At 64.1% G+C, this 17115-nt stretch carries 17 protein-coding genes; 6 read left to right on the top strand and 11 right to left on the bottom strand.

What is annotated here, in order from left to right:
- The first annotated feature begins 224 nt into the window (after positions 1–224).
- The 3 genes from HNQ08_RS05515 (at position 225) to crtI (ending at position 4232) form a co-directional block, all read left to right on the top strand.
- Positions 225–1727, top strand: coding sequence for a serine hydrolase (locus HNQ08_RS05515; RefSeq protein ID WP_184128165.1), 1503 nt, complete (start codon positions 225–227; stop codon positions 1725–1727).
- Positions 1728–1819: 92 nt separating this feature from the next.
- Positions 1820–2398: a flagellar hook assembly protein FlgD gene (locus tag HNQ08_RS05510; protein ID WP_184128163.1), complete on the top strand. Its 579-nt coding sequence runs from the start codon at positions 1820–1822 to the stop codon at positions 2396–2398.
- A gap of 103 nt (positions 2399–2501) precedes the next feature.
- Positions 2502–4232 (top strand): phytoene desaturase family protein, encoded by a 1731-nt coding sequence (gene crtI / locus HNQ08_RS05505; RefSeq protein ID WP_184128161.1) that lies wholly within the window; start codon positions 2502–2504, stop codon positions 4230–4232.
- Between the two features lie 449 nt (positions 4233–4681).
- Here the strand turns inward: crtI and HNQ08_RS05500 are convergent, their stop codons facing one another.
- Together HNQ08_RS05500 and HNQ08_RS05495 are read right to left on the bottom strand one after the other, a co-directional pair.
- Positions 4682–5599: an aldo/keto reductase gene (locus HNQ08_RS05500; RefSeq protein ID WP_184128158.1), complete on the bottom strand. Its 918-nt coding sequence runs from the start codon at positions 5597–5599 to the stop codon at positions 4682–4684.
- 42 nt (positions 5600–5641) lie between these two features.
- Complete coding sequence (locus HNQ08_RS05495; protein WP_221284006.1) at positions 5642–6574, bottom strand: hypothetical protein; 933 nt, start codon at positions 6572–6574, stop codon at positions 5642–5644.
- Between the two features lie 127 nt (positions 6575–6701).
- Here HNQ08_RS05495 and HNQ08_RS05490 point away from each other — a divergent pair, with 127 nt between their 5' ends.
- Positions 6702–8348 (top strand): methylmalonyl-CoA mutase family protein, encoded by a 1647-nt coding sequence (locus HNQ08_RS05490; protein WP_184128156.1) that lies wholly within the window; start codon positions 6702–6704, stop codon positions 8346–8348.
- Positions 8349–8396: 48 nt separating this feature from the next.
- Here HNQ08_RS05490 and HNQ08_RS05485 read toward each other — a convergent pair whose 3' ends face one another.
- The 4 genes from HNQ08_RS05485 to HNQ08_RS05470 form a co-directional block, all read right to left on the bottom strand.
- Complete coding sequence (locus HNQ08_RS05485; protein ID WP_184128154.1) at positions 8397–8801, bottom strand: DUF4259 domain-containing protein; 405 nt, start codon at positions 8799–8801, stop codon at positions 8397–8399.
- Between the two features lie 80 nt (positions 8802–8881).
- Positions 8882–9313, bottom strand: coding sequence for a hypothetical protein (locus tag HNQ08_RS05480; RefSeq protein ID WP_184128152.1), 432 nt, complete (start codon positions 9311–9313; stop codon positions 8882–8884).
- Positions 9288–10514, bottom strand: a complete 1227-nt coding sequence (gene ispG, locus HNQ08_RS05475) for a flavodoxin-dependent (E)-4-hydroxy-3-methylbut-2-enyl-diphosphate synthase (protein WP_184128150.1) — start codon at positions 10512–10514, stop codon at positions 9288–9290. Before ispG ends, HNQ08_RS05480 begins: the two co-directional genes overlap by 26 nt.
- Positions 10515–10546: 32 nt before the next feature.
- The gene (locus HNQ08_RS05470; RefSeq protein ID WP_184128148.1) at positions 10547–11134 is read right to left on the bottom strand and encodes a TetR/AcrR family transcriptional regulator; all 588 of its coding nucleotides are present in this window, start codon (positions 11132–11134) and stop codon (positions 10547–10549) included.
- Positions 11135–11187: 53 nt separating this feature from the next.
- Here HNQ08_RS05470 and HNQ08_RS05465 point away from each other — a divergent pair, with 53 nt between their 5' ends.
- Positions 11188–11520 carry a YrdB family protein gene (locus HNQ08_RS05465; RefSeq protein ID WP_184128146.1) on the top strand — a complete coding sequence of 111 codons (333 nt, stop codon included), beginning with the start codon at positions 11188–11190 and terminating at the stop codon, positions 11518–11520.
- Positions 11517–12242, top strand: coding sequence for an MBL fold metallo-hydrolase (locus tag HNQ08_RS05460; RefSeq protein WP_184128144.1), 726 nt, complete (start codon positions 11517–11519; stop codon positions 12240–12242). Before HNQ08_RS05465 ends, HNQ08_RS05460 begins: the two co-directional genes overlap by 4 nt.
- Before the next feature lie 42 nt (positions 12243–12284).
- On the opposite strand, the gene HNQ08_RS05455 is transcribed toward HNQ08_RS05460, so the two are convergent.
- The 5 genes from HNQ08_RS05455 to HNQ08_RS05435 all read right to left on the bottom strand — a co-directional run bounded on the left by HNQ08_RS05455 (position 12285) and on the right by HNQ08_RS05435 (position 17078).
- On the bottom strand, positions 12285–13040 hold the full coding sequence (locus HNQ08_RS05455) for an ABC transporter ATP-binding protein (RefSeq protein WP_184128142.1): 756 nt from the start codon (positions 13038–13040) through the stop codon (positions 12285–12287).
- Between the two features lie 123 nt (positions 13041–13163).
- The gene (locus tag HNQ08_RS05450; RefSeq protein ID WP_184128140.1) at positions 13164–13937 is read right to left on the bottom strand and encodes an ABC transporter ATP-binding protein; all 774 of its coding nucleotides are present in this window, start codon (positions 13935–13937) and stop codon (positions 13164–13166) included.
- Complete coding sequence (locus tag HNQ08_RS05445; protein ID WP_184128138.1) at positions 13934–14941, bottom strand: branched-chain amino acid ABC transporter permease; 1008 nt, start codon at positions 14939–14941, stop codon at positions 13934–13936. The genes HNQ08_RS05450 and HNQ08_RS05445 overlap by 4 nt, the downstream gene beginning before the upstream one ends.
- Entirely contained in the window at positions 14938–15825 is an 888-nt protein-coding gene (locus HNQ08_RS05440; RefSeq protein ID WP_184128136.1) for a branched-chain amino acid ABC transporter permease, read from the bottom strand. The genes HNQ08_RS05445 and HNQ08_RS05440 overlap by 4 nt, the downstream gene beginning before the upstream one ends.
- 92 nt (positions 15826–15917) lie before the next feature.
- A complete protein-coding gene (locus tag HNQ08_RS05435; RefSeq protein ID WP_184128134.1) occupies positions 15918–17078 on the bottom strand; it encodes an ABC transporter substrate-binding protein in 1161 nt (386 codons plus the stop codon).
- Between the last annotated feature and the right edge of the window lie 37 nt (positions 17079–17115).

Raw genomic sequence — 17115 nt, 5'->3', positions numbered from 1 at the left:
GGTGGCAGTGGGGCCGTGGTGGGAACCAAAAAAAGCCCCGGCCAGACACAGCCGGGGACGCGCGGACAAGCCTCGGGCTAGTCGCGTGGTCCCCTGGTGGTAAGCGCAGAGCGGATCATGCGATCAGTCTAAAGCATGGGCTGCCGGGAGGGAAGGCAGGCCGTTAAGGCCGCGTGAAGTGTACGCGGGGCAACCTTTCCGGCGCCCGCCCCATATCGGAGAGCATGAACAGACCACTTCTGACCCTGACGGCCAGTGTCCTGATCGCCTCTGCTTCGGCGCAGGCGCAGGCCATCACGCAGACCGAGGCCCTGACCCGCCTGCTCTCGGCTCCTGAGCTGAGGGCCGAGTGGTTCTCACCAGACTTTCTGGCGCAGGTGCCGTTCGAGACCATCGCCGCCCAGCTCCGCAGCCTGCCCACGCAGTTCGGGAGGTTCGTGCGGATGGACACCTTGCAGGGTCAACCTCTGGCCGTTTACGGGCGCGGCACGCTGGTCGTCACGGTGGCCTCGCTGGACGATCAGGGGCGGCTGACCGCTTTCGGCGCGGTGCCTGGCCCGGCGTCGGCAGCGGCTGATCCGGCGGCGGCGCAGAGCGAGCAGGCGAAGGTGGCGTCGCTCCTCGAGGGCCTGTTCAAAGTTGAGCCGCTGGATCTATCGCTGATCAGCCCATCGTTTCTGGAACAGGTCAGCGCCGACGAGCTGAGCAAGACGTTTGCAGCCATTCGCGCGGGGTCGGGAGCGCTCCAGAACGTCCAGATCATGAACGCGGGATACCGTCTGACCTTCGAGAAGGGAGCCTGGGAAGCGTCCGGCGTCGGCCTGGACGATCAGGGCCGTTTCACCAGCCTGCTGTTGCGGCCCGCCGCACCGGACATCTCTTACGCCAGCCTGGACGAGGCCCGCGCCGCCTTTGCCGCCCTGCCCGGACAGGTCAGCCTGCTCGTGCAGGAGGTGGGCCAGCCTCAGCCGTTGGCCGATCTGAACAGCCGCAAACTCCTGGCCGTCGGCTCGGCCTTTAAGCTGGCGATTCTGGGAGAATTGCAGGCGCAGGTCACGCGCGGCGAGAAGCAATGGACTGATGAGGTTACGCTGACCGACGCGGACAGGAGCCTGCCCAGCGGCACCCTACAGGACGCGCCGAGCGGCAGCAGATACACGCTGCGCGATCTGGCGGCCCGCATGATCTCGCAGAGCGACAACACCGCCACGGATCTCCTGCTGAAAGCTGTGGGCCGCCAGGGGGTGGAGGCCCGGCTGGGCCAGACCGCCATGCCCAGTACCCGCGAAGCCTTCGCTTTGAAGAATCCGGCCAACATTGAATTGCTGCGCGCCTACCGCTCGGCAGGGCTGGACCGGGACGCACGGCGCGAGGTTCTGGAGCAGGCTACCGCTGCGCCGCTGCCCAATGCCGGGCTCTTCGCGCAGGGCAAGACAGTCGCGCAAGACGTGGAATGGTTCGTCAGCGCCCAGCGCCTGTGCCGCCTGATGGCCAATGTGGCGTCATTGCCCGAGACCCAGCTGAACCCTGGCGTGGCCGCGCCCGCCGACTTCGAGAGGGTCAGCTTCAAGGGTGGCTCCGAGATCGGCGTGATCAATCTGACCACCCAGGTCACCACAAAAGCGGGCCGGACGCTGTGCGTCAGCGCCACCTGGAACCGTCCCGAACCACTGGAGGAACAGATCTTTGTCGCCATGTACGCGGCCGTGCTGAAGCTGTTGCGCTGAGCAGCGCACTGCTGAAGGTTGTCTGACGGTTCGGTGGGCGCATCTTGAACTGTCCTCACCCCGGGTCAGGTCTAGGGCTTCAGGCTGGGAGCATGTACAGACCCCTTCTCCTGACCCTGGCCCTGCTGGGCGGTTCCGTGATTCACACCCAGGCCCACGCGCAGGTCAGCGTGGCCGACATTCCCGCCCTGCCCCTGAGCGGCGGTGCCCGTCCCAGCACGCCAGCGGCTCCCGCCCCAGCCACCCCGGTCACCCCCTCGACGGTCACGACATTGCCTGCGATCAACCCACCTCTGAATCAACCCCACACGGCCAGACTGGAAGGCCCTCAAAGCGTGCAGGCTGGACAGACGAACATGTGGACCGTGTTGCTGACCAACACGGGTGACGCCCCCATTTCATTGCAGCACGGCGCGTGTGACGTGAAATTTGAGGTGCTGAACGCCGCCGGACAGGTGGTTCGAGCTGCCCCGCAGGACACCATCTGCACGCTGCAAATCGTCCCCACCAACGTGGCCCCCGGTGAGACCGGGGAACTCCAGAAGATCCGCTGGGAGGGCAGGAACGATCAGAACCAGCCCGTTCCTGCGGGGACGTACACCATCCGTTCGGTCTTCAACGGCGACGGCGTGCTGATTCGGCCGGCAGATTTCATGGTTGCTGTACGCTGACCTCAACAGCGGACAGCGGCCCTTGAATGTGGCCACCGCCTCTGCACGCCTTTGACCTCTTGCTACAGACCCGCGCTCCTCAACGTGCTGTAGTGGGCACAGCATGACTGCCACCTCTTTCGCTTCCAGCACTCCTTCTTCCAGCAGGCGCAAGACCGCCCTGATCATCGGCTCGGGCATCGGCGGGCTGTCGCTGGGCATCCGGCTGCAAAGCCTGGGCTTCGACACCACCATTCTGGAGCGTCTGGACGCGCCAGGGGGCCGGGCGTATCAGAAGCGCACCGACGACGGCTACGTGTTCGACATGGGGCCGACCGTGATCACTGTGCCGCACTTCATTGAGGAACTGTTCGCCCTGGAACGCGACCGGGGGATGCTGGCCGAGCCGGACTACCCGCCCCACACGCTGGCGGAGGACGCCCGCGTCAAGTCCGGCGAGAGCGGAGGCCCGCGCACCCGTGAGTACGTGAAGCTGGTGCCGATTCTGCCGTTCTACCGGATCTATTTCGACGATGGCACCTATTTCGACTATGACGGCGATCCCGAAAGCACCCGCCGCCAGATCTCCGAACTTGCCCCGGAAGACCTGGAAGGGTATGAGGGCTTCCACGCCGACGCCCGCGCCATCTTCGAGCGCGGCTTTCTGGAACTGGGGTACACCCACTTCGGCGACATGCCCAGCATGCTGCGCGTCGTACCGGACCTGATGCGCCTGGACGCGGTTCGCACGCTGTTCTCGTTTACCAGCAAGTATTTCCAGAATCCCAAGATGCGGCAGGTCTTCTCCTTCGAGACGCTGCTGGTGGGCGGCAATCCCCTGAGTGTTCCGGCCATCTACGCCATGATCCACTTTGTGGAGAAGACCTGGGGCATCCACTACGCGATGGGCGGCACCGGAGCGCTGGTCCGCGCCCTCGTGCAGAAATTCGAGGAGCTGGGCGGCCAGATCCGCTACGGCGCGGGCGTGGACGAGATTCTGGTGACGGACGGACGCGGCCAGCCCGTGAAGCGGCCCATCGGCACACGGACGGCGCGTGGCGTGAGACTGGAAAGTGGCCAGGAAATGCACGCCGACATCGTGGTAAGCAACGGCGACTGGGCCAACACCAACCTTAAGCGCATCCCCGCCGCCGCCCGTCTGGTCAACAGCGACGTGCGCGTCCGGGCCGCCCGCCAGAGCATGAGCCTGCTGGTGATCTACTTCGGTTTCCGCGACGACCCGGCCCGCCCGCTGAACCTGCGCCACCACAACATCATCCTGGGGCCGCGCTACGAGGAGCTGCTGACCGAGATCTTTGGCCACAAGGTGCTAGGCAACGACTTCAGCCAGTACCTGCATGTGCCGACACTCACCGACCCGTCGCTGGCTCCCGCCGGACACCACGCCGCGTACACGCTGGTTCCAGTCCCACACAACGCCAGCGGCCTGGACTGGCAGACAGAGGGGCCGAAGCTGGTGGAGCGCGTCTACACCTTTCTGGAGGAGCGCGGCTACATTCCCAATTTAAGGGAACGCCTGACCCACAGCGAGTACATCACGCCCGACTATTTCGAGGGCACCCTGGACAGCTACCTGGGCAATGCGTTTGGTCCCGAACCGGTGCTGGTTCAGAGCGCGTACTTCCGCCCGCATAACCGCTCAGAGGACATCGGCAACCTCTACATGGTGGGCGCGGGTGCGCAACCGGGGGGCGGTACCCCCAGCGTGATGATGTCGGCCAAGATGACGGCGCGGCTGATCGCGCAGGATTTCGGAATTCACAAGGACATCCGGGACGGCACACCCGAGAGCGTTGAGCAGAAGGTTCCGGAAGCAGCAGGCGCAGCCGACTGAAACAGTAGAAGAAAAGGCGCTGACCAATAGCAGTCAGTGCCTCTGTAATTTGGGCAGTCCGGACCGGGGCCGCCTGGGCGTCAATCTGTCACGAGATTTAGATGACAGACTATAAGTGTCAATTTCCTCGTGCCCGGTGGGCAGGTTGCTGGTTGTACCCAAGCACCTCCGCGCAGATTGGGGTCTCACCCAGGATCCAGAAAGTTTTGCTCAAGCTCCGGTGTTTGTGCAGCTTCGGCCATTTTTGGCAGTCCCGAAGTCGGATGCATCTTCATACTTAAGCCAAGAAGAGCCTCCATCCGCGGTTCACCTGCGCTCTATTCGGTGCTCCCAAAGAGATCAGGGAACGCACTATGGGCGCTGAACAGGATGCCTGCAGCGGACCCGCAAGTGTGGTCCAGCAGGTCTCCGTGATTGCTCCGAACCGGAGGGCGGCCCCACAGATCAATTCAGGGCAGCGTGTTTCCTGCCGCCAGCAGAATCGCGTACCACTCCTCACGGGTCAGGTGAACATCTGCCGCTTTCAGGCAATCAGCCAGGCGCTCCGGCGTGGTGGTGCCGGTCACCGGCTGCATCTTTGCGGGATGGCGAAGAATCCAGGCAATCGCAATTGTTGTGTTGCTCACTCCGTATTTAGCGGCAATCTCGTCAATCTTGGCATTCAGCTCGGGGAACTTGGGATTGTCCAGAAAGACCCCCTCAAAAAAGCCAAACTGGAAGGGGGACCAGGGCTGGATGGTGATGTCGTGCAGGCGGCAGTAGTCCAAAACTCCACCGTCGCGATTCACGGCCTCGTCATTTTCCATGTTGACGTTGAAGCCCTGCGTGATCATGGTGGCGTTGGTGATGCTCAGTTGCAGCTGGTTGGCGACCAGGGGCTGCCTGACGGACTTCTTCAGCAGCTCGATCTGGCGCGGGTGCTGGTTGGATACCCCGAAGTGCCGCACCTTGCCGTCCTGCTCCAGCTGATCGAAGGCGGCGGCCACTTCCTCGGGCTCCACCAGGGCGTCGGGGCGGTGCAGCAGCAGGATATCCAGATAGTCGGTCTTCAGACGCTTCAGGATGCCGTCCACTGACGTGAGGATGTGTTCCTTCGAGAAATCGAACATGCCTTCCCGGATGCCGCACTTGGATTGCAGGATCATCGTCTCGCGCACGCTGCTGTCCATGCCCACGGCGTCGGCAAAGATTTCCTCGCATGCGCCCTTGCCATAGATGTCGGCGTGATCGAAGAAATTGGCGCCGTGGTCCATCGCGGTACCGATCAGCGTCTGCACTTCTGCCTTGCTCATAGTGTTGATTCGCATCATGCCCACGGCGACGACGGGCACATCCAGAGCGCTGGTTCCAAGTTTGATGGTTCGCATGACCTGCATTGTGCTCCACAATCGACCCGTGCGGGATAATGCTCAGTTCACTGTCGGCACCCACCACCAGCCGCCGATGTCGTGCCGCCCGGCCCGCCGCGCCGCCGTCTGTGCGCCCCGGTTGTCGCCGTGGATGGTGCCGCTGAGCACCCGCACGTCTGTGGGCAGGTGACGGGCCAGCAGAACCGAGAGCGAGGAACCGAGGCCATGCCCGCGTGCGTGCGGAGCGAGGAGCATTTCCTGAACAGACTGGGCTGGCAATCCGTTCTTGGTTTTGGCCAGCGTGCCCGCATAGCCACTCCACTCACCCTGCCAGAACACGTCGAACATGGTCCCGGCTTCGATAGTCTCCTGCAAATCCTCCTCGGACAGCAGGCCGGCCTGGCCCGGATGCTCCGGATGAGCGGCGTCCACGGCGGCGTAGGCCGCCTGAGCAGCGGCATAGTGCGAGAGATCGGCAGTTCGTCTCAAGCTGATGTCAGGGGCCACCTCTCCCCCACTCAATTCGGCCAGCGGCGCAGCAAGCACCCGCTGATCGGGGCGCAGACCGGCGAACGTCCCATCGGCACTCCAGATCCGGATTCTGGGCGCGTTGAAACCACGGTATTCACGCGCGGCCACCTCAACCAGCGCCGCCAGATCACCGGTTCCCACTGGGCGCGAAGTCACGCTGACATCGACAAATGGCTTGCTCACGTCCAACCCCTTGAAACGGATACTGAGCATGGCGTCCAGACCGGGCGAGGCAATGACCCAGCGGTTCAGATACGCCTCAGCGGGCGGCCCGACGTTGATGAAGGCGGCCCGCTGTTCCGCCAGCTCCAGATCGGTGGCAAGCTGCAGGTCAAAGGCATGTTCCTCGGTCAGATTCGCCAGCCGTTCCGACTCGGGGCACCACTCCAGGGTCCGCAGGTGCTGGGCCGCCAAGGCGAAGCGGGCCAGATCGGCGGCAGTTGGCAGGTTTTCAAAATCCACTGATCCCAGCGTAAATCACAAGCGACGCCGAAGGGATGGGCCGCATGGCTTACATGGCTTCTGCTACTCTGGAAGCCAACCTAACGAGCGTTAGTTTCCAGAGCCTCACCGACTGCCGGAGGACCATATGAAGACGAAAAACGAGTGGATGAGCAGCGTCTACGGGCCTGCCACGCAGAAATTTCCAGAGCGCAAATACAACTTCACCAACCTGTCCGACATGGACCCGGAGCCGATCTACACGGCGGACGACCTGAAGGACTGGGACGCCGAGCGCGATCTGGGTTACCCCGGCGAGTTCCCGTACACGCGCGGCGTGCAGCCCAGCGTGTACCGGGGGAAGTTGTGGACCATGCGGATGTTCGCGGGCTTCGGCAGCGCCGAGCAGACCAACGAGCGCTTCCACGCGTTGCTGCGGGCCGGCCAGACGGGCCTGTCCACCGCCTTTGACCTGCCCACGCTGATGGGCTACGACTCGGACCACCACTTTTCACGTGGCGAGGTGGGCAAGTGCGGCGTGGCGGTCAGTTCGCTGGCCGACATGGAGATTCTGTTTCAGGGCATCGATCCTGAGACCGTCACCACGTCCATGACCATTAACAGCCCCGCCAATGCCATCTGGGCGATGTACATCGCCAACGCGCAGAAACAGGGCAAGGACCTGAACAAGATCGGCGGCACCATCCAGAACGACATTCTCAAGGAATTCATCGCTCAGAAGGAATTCATTTACCCGCCCGCGCCCAGCGTGAAGCTGGTGATCGATACCTTCGAGTGGGGCCCGAAAGTGGTCCCCAAGTGGAACTTCATTTCCGTCAGCGGCTATCACATCCGTGAGGCCGGGGCGACGGGTGTGCAGGAACTGGCCTTCACGCTGGCCGACGGCTTCCATTACGTGGAGAAGGCGCTAGAACGTGGGCTGGACATCGACGAGTTCGCGCCGCGCATCAGCTTCTTCTGGGACATCCACAACGACTTTTTCGAGGAAATCGCCAAACTGCGTGCGGCCCGCCGGATCTGGGCGCGGCAGATGCGGGACCGCTACGGTGCGAAGAACCCCAAGAGTTGGATGCTGCGGACGCACTCGCAGACCGCCGGGGTCTCCCTGCCCGCTCAGCAGCCGCTGAACAACATCGCCCGCGTTGCCATTCAGGCGCTGGCCGCTGTGCTGGGCGGCACGCAGAGCCTGCACACGGACGCCTTCGACGAGGCGCTTGCCCTGCCCACCGAGGAAGCGGCCACGATCGCCCTGCGGACCCAGCAGATCATCGCTTACGAGACGGGTGTGGCCGGGGTGGTGGACCCGTTGGCGGGCAGCTACTACGTCGAGAAACTGACCGACGACATCGAGAGCGCCGCCATGGGTTATATCGAGCAGATTCGCATGATGGGCGGCGTGGAAGAGGGCATCGACAATGGCTTCTTCCAGCTGGAAATGGCCGAGGCCGCCTACCGCTACCAGCGCGAGGTGGAGACCAAGGACCGCATCATCGTGGGCGTCAACGACTTCGTGCAGGACGCCGTGGAAGTGCCGATCCAGCTGATCGACCCTGAAGTGGAACGCGTGCAGGAAGCGCGGCTGGCCCAGGTGCGGCGCGAACGCGATCCGGCACGGGTGGACAAAGCCCTGGCCGAGTTGCGCGACACCGCCGTCACCGGGGCCAACTCCATGCCCGCCTTCCTGGAATGCGCCCACGCCTACGTCACGCTGGGCGAACAGATGGACGTGCTGAAGACCGTGTATGGCGAATACGTGGAACCCGCCGTGGTTTAATGCCGACTATGAAAACGGACCGTGGCAATAATCCCACGGTCCATTTCTTTAGCCTTCCAGCCGCATCTGCAGGCCCTGAACCGTGCCCAGCCACTCGTCGGCATCGGCATTTTCGGCCCACAGGTCCGGCAGTTCGCTCTCCGGGCCGACAACGCGCCCTACAGCGTCGCGCGCCACGTCGCGCAGTGGGGCGAGGTCCACTGCGTCCGCCTCCTGCACCCAGGACCGTAGTCGGGCGCTGACGATGTTCTGTGTGTCACCGTCCAGCACGGCGGCCAGGATCTCGGCGGCGGCCAGGGTGCGGTGCCCTTCCTCGGCGGCCAGAAAATCGGTGTCGGGATCCAGGGCCACGTCGAAGGCCTCGGCCAAGGCAAACTCACCGTCCTGCACAACCTCGTCGGCGAAGGCCGCCCCCGCCTCGTTTTCAAATGGTCCAGTACCCCAGATGTCCATGCCCAGAGCTTAACGGGCGCGGGCGCGAACGTGCTCAGGGTGAAGGGAGCGCAAACGCAGATCTTAAGGCGCAAGCCAACTCAGTTCACAACCTGCCGCAAGTCCAAACCGCAGCCGGAAAACACCATCCGAAATTGGTCCGCCAGTTGCAGATTAACCGTTTCAAGATGCACATCAGATTCATGGCAGCACAGAAGCTCGAAAGGCGCAGAGCTACAGCCACGGATCCACCAATCATCACGTCCCAGGGTAAAACCAAGTGCTTCCCGCTGGGCGATCACGTTGATTAAATCGGCGGGCATGACCCATACATCCACCCATTGCAGACTTTCAAACTCGGGGCAATCTGCAAATTCAGATTCTGTCCAGCCATGCATGGTGATCACGTCGTTCACACCGCACAGCTCTAGCGCTTTGACAACAGCGCCCGGCACAAGTATCCATTGTTCTGGCGACAGGATCGGCGTCACCCATTGAGGATTAACCTCAGACGGAGAGGGTTTGCTGTCCATACCGCCGCTCCACATATGCCTCCAGCAACTCCTGAAACTCCTCAGCGATCCTGGGGCCTTTCAGGGTTTTGAGTAGCTTGCCATCCTGATACACCGGGGCACGTGGGTCCTCGCCCGTGCCGGGCAGCGAGATGCCGATGTTGGCGTGCTTGCTCTCGCCGGGGCCGTTGACGATGCAGCCCATCACGGCCACCTGCATCTCCTCCACCCCTGGATACTTTGCTTTCCAGCTGGGCATGGTGTCGCGAATGTAATCCTGGATCTTCTGCGCCAGTTCCTGAAAGAAGATGGAAGTGGTGCGCCCGCAACCCGGGCAACTCGTGACCTGCGGCAGAAATTGACGCAACCCCAGGCTTTGCAGGATCTGCTGGGCCACCTCCACTTCCAGCTTGCGCGAGGCTCCGGGTTCAGGGGTCAGAGAGACCCGGATGGTGTCTCCGATGCCCTCGGTGAGCAAAGGAGACAGCGCCACCGACGAGGCCACGATACCCTTCATGCCCATGCCCGCCTCGGTGAGGCCGAGGTGTAGGGGATAGTCGCACTTAGCAGCCAGCTGGCGGTAGACCTGCCACAGCTCCGGCGCACTCGACACCTTGACCGAGATCAGGATCTTGTCGTGGGCCAGGCCCAGCCCCTCGGCGTAGGCCGCACTCTCCAGCGCCGAGACCACCATGGCGTCGATCATCACGTCGGTGCCCGACTTGGGGCTGCCCTTCACCGCGTTCTCGTCCATCAGCCGCGCCAGCACCTGCTGGTCCAGGCTGCCCCAGTTCACGCCGATGCGGACGGGTTTATCGAACTCCTTGGCCACCTCAATCATGGTGGCGAAATTGGCGTCGTGATGCTGCCCGGCTCCGACGTTGCCCGGATTGATGCGGTACTTGGCCAGCAGGCGAGCGGTCTCGGGAAACTCACGCAGCAGAATGTGGCCGTTGTAGTGGAAGTCGCCCACGATGGGGACATTCAGGCCCACCTCTTCCAGCCGGGCGATCAGTTCGGGGACGGCGGCAGCGGCCTCGCGGGTATTGACGGTCACGCGCACCAGTTCGCTGCCCGCACGGGCCAGTTGCGCCACTTGAATGGCGGTGGCTTCGGCGTTGGCGGTGTCGGTGTTGGTCATGCTCTGCACGACGATCGGGTGGGCGCTGCCGATCAGGACGCCTCCCACGTTGGCAGTGACGGTCTGGCGACGGGGACTCATAGACGCAGTGTACGCGGGGCCGGGCGGGATGTTCAGGAAGACGGCTTACGGGTGGCATGGGCCGACTCCATCGCGTCCAGCAGGGCCGTCAGGCCAACCTTCAGCCCACCCCTGGGGCCACTGGCACCGAACATGCCGCTGCGTTCTAGCGCCGCGAAACCATGGAGAAAGGTCCAGAGAGCGACGGCGTGATCTGTGTCGTCGAGGTTGCCGCTCAGCTGCCCCACCACCTCCAGCAGTGCGCTCCAGAGTCGCTTGCCCGCCGTGCCCGCCAACCCTGCTGGGGACTGCTCCTCCCCCTTGGTCAGCAACAGTGCATAGAGGTGTGGATGCTGCCGGGCGTAGTCCAGATAGGCGTGTGAGGCGGCCTCGGCCCCGGCCCTCGCCGTCCTGTCGGCCGTGGCGCGCAGGAGTGCCTCCTGCAACGCTCCGGCTGCTCGATCCCCCAGCGCCACCAACAGCGTTTCACGGCTGGCGTGGTGGCGGTAGAGGCTGCTGGGCCGGACCGAGAGGGCGTCGGCCAGGGTCCGCATACTTAGTCCATCCGGGCCTGACGTTTCCAGCAACGTCTGGGCGGCATCCAGAATCTGTTCGGGGTTGAGCTTGGCGGGATATGGCATTGAGAACAGTGTACGTCTTGACAGCCTCCCTTCACAGACGTACAGTGTTGATTATGAATACGAACAGTGTTCGCCTAGAGATCACCCCCTGGGATGGGCTGGCTTTCTGTCTGGAACTTGCCGCTGTCGTCGCCGTCGGCGTGTGGGACCAGCAGACTGCGGGCTGGCCTGGACTGATCGCCGCGCCGCTGGTTCTGACCGTCTTCTGGGGAGCGTTCCTCTCCCCACGCGCCTCCCGTCCTGTTCGGGGCCTCGCCTGGCAGCTGGCCAAACTGGCTGTCTTCATGCTGGCCTGCGCCGCTCTCCTCGCCACCGCCGGGCTGCTGCCCGCTGCCGCATTCCTTGGTCTCGCCCTTCTCAGTGTTCTTCAGGGAGGAACCCGATGAATCAGGCGCCCATTCGCCTCGCCCAGTTCGGAATGGTCAATTCGTATCTGGTGCCGGAGAAAGACGGCCTGACCCTGATCGACGCGGGGATTCCGGGTCTGGAAAAGCGTGTTCTGGCAGCGGTCAGGCGCACGGGCAGACCACTGCGTCGCGTGGCCCTGACCCATCCCCACCCAGATCACGTCGGCAGCGTCGACGCCCTGAAAAAGGCAATGCCGGACCTGGAAGTTCTGGTGGGCGAGAACGACGCGGAGCAGCTGGCCCGTGGCGGCGTCCGCACCGCACCCTCGAGGTTGTTGCGCGGCGGCGACAGAGTGGAAAGTCTGCAGGTGCTGAACACGCCCGGACACTCGCCGGGCCACCTCGCCTACTTTGACGAGCGCGACGGCACACTGTACGCCGGGGACACTTTCGTCAACATCCCGGGGTTGCGGGTGGCCAGCGTCGTGAACGCCGTGTTTCCATTACCCTCCTTCGGCACCGAGGATCTGGCCCGGACGGTTCACAGCGCCAGATTCTTGCTGGACCTCCCAGCGCGTTTTCTGGCGGTTGGGCATGGCCGGGTGCTGCCTGATCCGCTGCCGGCCATGCGCCGGGCCGTGGAGCTGGCCGAGAAAAACGCCCCGCCCCATCCTGTGACCCTGCGGGTCGCCGCAACGATCAGCCGCCTGTCTGGCATGCCCGCCGAACTGGCTGATCCGACCCGCTGGCGCACAAAATAAGAAGGAGAGGCCCAGAAGCCTCTCCTTCCCGACCAACGCCGGCTAAACGCCCAGATACGCCTTGATGATCTCCGGGTCTCCCATCAGTTCCCTGCTCGGCCCCTCCTTGACCAGGCTGCCCAGTTCCAGCACGTAGGTCCGGTCCGTCACCTTCAAGACCTGCCGCACGTTCTGCTCCACCAGCAGCACGGTCAATCCCAGTTCACGCAGGCTGCCGATCACGCGCATGACCTCCGAAACGACGAGTGGGGCCAGCCCCAGCGACGGCTCGTCCATCAGCAGCACTTCGGGCTCGCTCATCAGGGCGCGGCCAATCGCCACCATCTGCTGTTCCCCACCGGACAGGGCGGCGGCGGCCGAGCGGCGCTTCTCGGTCAGTCGGGGAAAGAAGTCGTAGACCTTTTGCAGGTTCTCGGCGCGGTTCTTCTTGGTGCGCGGCAGGTACGCGCCCATGATCAGGTTTTCCTCAACGGTCATCTGCCCGAACAGTTGACGGCCCATCGGCACATGCGCCACACCCATATCGGTAATGCGGTGCGGCGGCACGGCGTTCAGGTTCTGTCCCCGGTAGGTGGCGCTTCCCGATCTGGCCTTGAGCATGCCCGACAGCACCCGCAAGATGGTGCTCTTGCCGCTGCCGTTGCCGCCCACCAGGCCCACCAGCTCGCCCTTGTCCACATGCAGCGACACGCCGAAGACCACCTGCACCTGACCGTAGGCAACTTCCAGATCGGCGGCTTCCAGCACGCGTTCTCCGGGAACGTAACCGACGCGGGTGGGGTGAGTTTGGGTGGTCATGGGTGGCCTCCGGGGGGTTGAGTTGTCAGCCCGACCGGCAAACCGGCGAACTGGACAATGGCAAAAGACAGAGCGGCGAGAAGGTTAAACCATTTGAAGGTTTGACGCGGCGTCTTCCACCCTCTAGTCATTGTCATCCCCCAGATACGCCCGGATCACGTCCGGGTGCGCGGCCACCGCGTGCGGGTCGCCCTCGGCCAGCAGCTCGCCGAAAGCCATGCAGATGACGTGATCGGACAGGCTCATGATCACGTGCATGATGTGTTCCACCATCACGATGGCGAGGCCCGACCCTGCCAGCGTGCGGATCAGCGCCACCATCTCCTGCTGCCCCGGCGGGTTCAGGCCCGCGATGCTCTCATCCAGAAACAGAACCTTCGGCTCCAGCGCCAGCACCTTCGCCAGTTCCAGGCGGCGGCGACGCGCGAGGTTCAGCTGCGAGGCAGGCTGGGTGGCACGGTCAGCTAGGCCCACACGCTCCAGCACGGCGTAGGCGTGGTCCTCGGCCCGGCCTCCCCTGTATTTCAGGAAGGCCGCCACCAGCACATTCTCCAGCACGCTCAGGTCCTCGAAGGGGCGCTCGACCTGAAAGGTACGGGCCATCCCCAGCTTGGCGCGGGCCTGCGGCGGCATGGTGGTGATGTCCCGCCCGTTGTACAGCACCCGCCCCTCGCTGGGACGCACGAAGCCGGTCAGCGCGTTGAAGAGGGTGGTCTTCCCCGCCCCGTTCGGCCCGATCAGGCCCAGGATCTCGCCGGGCCGCACCGCCAGCGAGATGTCCTTAACCGCCACCACCCCGCCGAAACGCACGGTGATGTTCTCGGCCTTCAGGATCGGCGGGCCGGAGGACGCGTGAACGGGCTCGCCCGGAAGCTTCGTCAGGGAAGGCGCCGTCATCGCGCCGTCCCCAGCTTGCTGCCGGCGCGCTGAAACAGACCCATGATGCCGCTGGGCGCGAACAGCGTCACCAGCAGGATCAGCACGCCGTAGATCAGCAGGTTGGCGCTGCTGAACACGTTGCGGAAGACCTCACCGAAGATGCTCAGCACCAGCGCCCCGATCAGCGGCCCCTGGATGGTGGTGCGCCCGCCGATGATCGCCAGCAGCGCGATCTGGATGCTCAGGGGCAGTTCCAGAATGGTGTGCGGTTCGAAGGCCTGCAGGTACAGGGCGTACAGGCTGCCGCCCAGGGCCATCAGCGCGGCGCTGAGCATGAAGGCCAGCAGTTTCATGCGGGCCGGATCGATCCCCAGCGCCCGCGCGCCGTCCTCGTCCTCGCGCACGGCCTGCAGCGCGTACCCCATGCGCGAGCGGCGGATCAGGTGCGTGATGACCAGGGTCAGCAGCACGAAGGCGAAGGCCAGCCAGTACTCCACCTTGCGGTCAAACAGATCCAGGCCAAACGGGCGCGGCAGATCCGGCATGAACAGCCCTTCCGCACCACCGGTCCAGTTGGAGTTGATGGCGATCAGACGAATGACGAGCGCCACCGCAATGGTCGATAGAGCGAAATACGAACCCTGCAGCCGGAAGGTCAACCAGCCCCACACCGCCGCCACCGCTACCGCGACCACCATTCCGACCAACGTGCCCCACCACGGGGCCAGCGGCGAGGACAGGAACGGGGGCAACCGTTCGGGCGTCGCCAGCAGCGTCATGCTGTAAGCCCCGATGCCCAGCAGGGCCGCGTGGCCCAGGCTGGTCTGCCCGGCCCAGCCACCCAGAATGTTCCAGCTCATGGCGAAACCGGCGAACAGCAGCGTGGAAATCCCGAAGTTCAGGGTCTTGCCGAACACGAACGGGTAGATGAACAGGATGGCGACAAGCACGGCGCTCAGCCACACGTTGCCAAAGGTCAGCGCGCGGGGACGCGCGGCGGAGGTGGGCGCGAGGGCGGTCATACCCGCTTCACCGTCCTCCCAAACAACCCTTCAGGCCGCAGCAGCAGCACCAGCAGGAACACGATCAGACCGTAGGCGTCGCGGTAGTTGTTGCTGATGTAGAACGCGCCCAGCGACTCGATCACGCCCAGCACCAGCCCGCCCACGACGGCCCCCGGCAGGTTGCCCAGGCCGCCCAGCACGGTCACGATGAACGCCTTGGTCACGTAATTCTCGCCCACTGTGGGAAAGGTGTACAGCAGCGGCATCAGCAGCACGCCCGCGATGGCGGCGAAGGAGACACCTACGCCGAACACGATGGCCTGGATATTGGAGGTCTTGACGCCCTGCAACTCTGCGCCCAGGGGGTTTTGCGCCGTGGCGCGGATGGCGCGGCCCAGTTCGGTGCGGTACAGCACCAGATTCAGCGCCGAGATGGCCAGCACCGTTCCCAGTCCGGCGATCAGCAGCGACACACTGACCTGCACGCCCGCGAACTTGAGGGTGTTGATGGCGTACGGCACGTTGATGCTCTGCGGCTGCGCGCCAAAGCCCAGCAGCAGCGTGTTGCTGATGATCAGCCCCAGTCCCAGCGTGGCGAGCAGGCTGCCCTCGCCCAGCCGGTCCCCCAGCCGCGCCAGCACGAACCGCTGGATGAGGTAGCCCAGGGCGAAGCCGAACGGGGCGGCCACCAGCAGGCTCAGGTACGGATCAAGGTTGAAGGCCTTGAACAGCGCCAGCGTGATGAACATACCGATCGCCAGAAAGTCGCCGTGCGCGAAATTGATAATCTTCATGACGCCGAAGATCAGGCTCAGGCCGGTGCCGATCAGGGCGTACAGCCCCCCGGTCAGCAGTCCCTGCACCAGGGTTTGAAAAAACGCCGTGACGGCGACTTGATCCATTGGTTGGGCTCCTTGAGTGGAATGTGGGCGGTCATGAGGGCTGGGGGAATGGGAGGGAGCCACCCGGCAGGCCAGAGACTGCCCTGTCCCCCCTACTTCCTGGGCAGGACGACTTTCCCGGTCGCCGCGCTGGCCGGGCCAACGGTCACGAATTTGCCGCCCTGCACCTGCGTGATCAGCCCAACAACGCTGTTCTGGTTCTGGTAACCCGCGTAGTCGCGGAAGGTGACGGGACCGAAAGCTGTATTGAGCTTGGTGCTCTCCAGCGCCGCCCTCACCTTCTCGGGATCGCTGCCGCCGCGTTTGATGGCGTCGGCTGCGGCGAGCACCGCCGCGTAACTTTGCGCGGCATGTTGTGAGGGCTCCTCGCCGCCCAGCGCCGTTTTCAGGCGGGTGTACAGGCTGGCGGCGCCCGGATACTTCACGTCGGCGTTCCAGACCATGGTGACCAGGAAGTTCTCGGCGGTGCTGCCCGCGCCCTTCAGGAAGTCGGGGAGGGCAAAACCGGTGGCAATTCCAGCGATCATCCTGGGGGACAGCCCAGTTTCCCTGACCTGCTTGGCCAGGGCCACGGCGTCCTCCTCGTAGCTGGCGAAGATCACCACGTCGGGGTTCTGCCCCTTGTAGCGGTTCAGCAGCGGGCGGAAGTCGGTCAGGCCCTTGTCGTAGGTGTCCTTGCTCAGCACGGTAAATCCGGCGGCAGGCAGCAGCTTGGTGGCGTCGGTCAGCACACTTTTGCCGAAGGCGTCGTTGCTGGTCAGCACCACTGCCGTCTTCATGCCGCCGATGCGCTTGAGCTCAGTAATCAGGCTGCGGGTATAGACGCTGCTCTGGTTGTTGACGCGGAACGTGTAGGCGTTGCCCGGTTTGGTGATGGTCTCGTCGATGGCAGTGGCCACGAGCAGCGGCACCTTGACCCGCGCCATGTACTGCGACAGCGGCTTGGTGACCCCGCTGCTGTACGCGCCGATCACCAGCGGTACCCTCTCGTTGACCAGTTTCTCGGCGGCGTTCAGCGCCTTGTTGGTGTCGCTGGCATCGTCCTCCAGCAGCAGTTCAAGCTTCTGACCGTTGATGCCGCCCTTGGCGTTGATCTCGTCTACGGCCACCTTGAAGCCCGCCTGCTGCATGGCCCCGAAGGTGGCAAAACGCCCCGACAGACTGGTGACGGCCCCGATCTTGATGGTGCCCTGCGCGGAGGCAAGAGTGAAAGAAAGAAGGGCGAGGGCGGTCAGGGTCTGGATTGGACGCATAGGATTCCTCCTCAAAGAACGGTCAATGGTCCGTGGG

The organism is Deinococcus humi (assembly GCF_014201875.1).
Lineage (GTDB): Bacteria > Deinococcota > Deinococci > Deinococcales > Deinococcaceae > Deinococcus > Deinococcus humi.
Note: the sequence above shows the minus strand (reverse complement) of the source record. Positions and strands in the feature narration are given on the sequence as shown.

Bases quoted from the DNA above. Each gene is read 5' to 3' on its own strand.
- HNQ08_RS05515 (WP_184128165.1), top strand. From the start codon at position 225: ATGAACAGACCACTTCTGACCCTGACGGCCAGTGTCCTGATCGCCTCT.
- HNQ08_RS05510 (WP_184128163.1), top strand. From the start codon at position 1,820: ATGTACAGACCCCTTCTCCTGACCCTGGCCCTGCTGGGCGGTTCCGTG.
- crtI (WP_184128161.1), top strand. From the start codon at position 2,502: ATGACTGCCACCTCTTTCGCTTCCAGCACTCCTTCTTCCAGCAGGCGC.
- HNQ08_RS05500 (WP_184128158.1), bottom strand. From the start codon at position 5,599: ATGCGAACCATCAAACTTGGAACCAGCGCTCTGGATGTGCCCGTCGTC.
- HNQ08_RS05490 (WP_184128156.1), top strand. From the start codon at position 6,702: ATGAAGACGAAAAACGAGTGGATGAGCAGCGTCTACGGGCCTGCCACG.
- HNQ08_RS05485 (WP_184128154.1), bottom strand. From the start codon at position 8,801: ATGGACATCTGGGGTACTGGACCATTTGAAAACGAGGCGGGGGCGGCC.
- HNQ08_RS05480 (WP_184128152.1), bottom strand. From the start codon at position 9,313: ATGGACAGCAAACCCTCTCCGTCTGAGGTTAATCCTCAATGGGTGACG.
- ispG (WP_184128150.1), bottom strand. From the start codon at position 10,514: ATGAGTCCCCGTCGCCAGACCGTCACTGCCAACGTGGGAGGCGTCCTG.
- HNQ08_RS05470 (WP_184128148.1), bottom strand. From the start codon at position 11,134: ATGCCATATCCCGCCAAGCTCAACCCCGAACAGATTCTGGATGCCGCC.
- HNQ08_RS05465 (WP_184128146.1), top strand. From the start codon at position 11,188: ATGAATACGAACAGTGTTCGCCTAGAGATCACCCCCTGGGATGGGCTG.
- HNQ08_RS05460 (WP_184128144.1), top strand. From the start codon at position 11,517: ATGAATCAGGCGCCCATTCGCCTCGCCCAGTTCGGAATGGTCAATTCG.
- HNQ08_RS05455 (WP_184128142.1), bottom strand. From the start codon at position 13,040: ATGACCACCCAAACTCACCCCACCCGCGTCGGTTACGTTCCCGGAGAA.
- HNQ08_RS05450 (WP_184128140.1), bottom strand. From the start codon at position 13,937: ATGACGGCGCCTTCCCTGACGAAGCTTCCGGGCGAGCCCGTTCACGCG.
- HNQ08_RS05445 (WP_184128138.1), bottom strand. From the start codon at position 14,941: ATGACCGCCCTCGCGCCCACCTCCGCCGCGCGTCCCCGCGCGCTGACC.
- HNQ08_RS05440 (WP_184128136.1), bottom strand. From the start codon at position 15,825: ATGGATCAAGTCGCCGTCACGGCGTTTTTTCAAACCCTGGTGCAGGGA.
- HNQ08_RS05435 (WP_184128134.1), bottom strand. From the start codon at position 17,078: ATGCGTCCAATCCAGACCCTGACCGCCCTCGCCCTTCTTTCTTTCACT.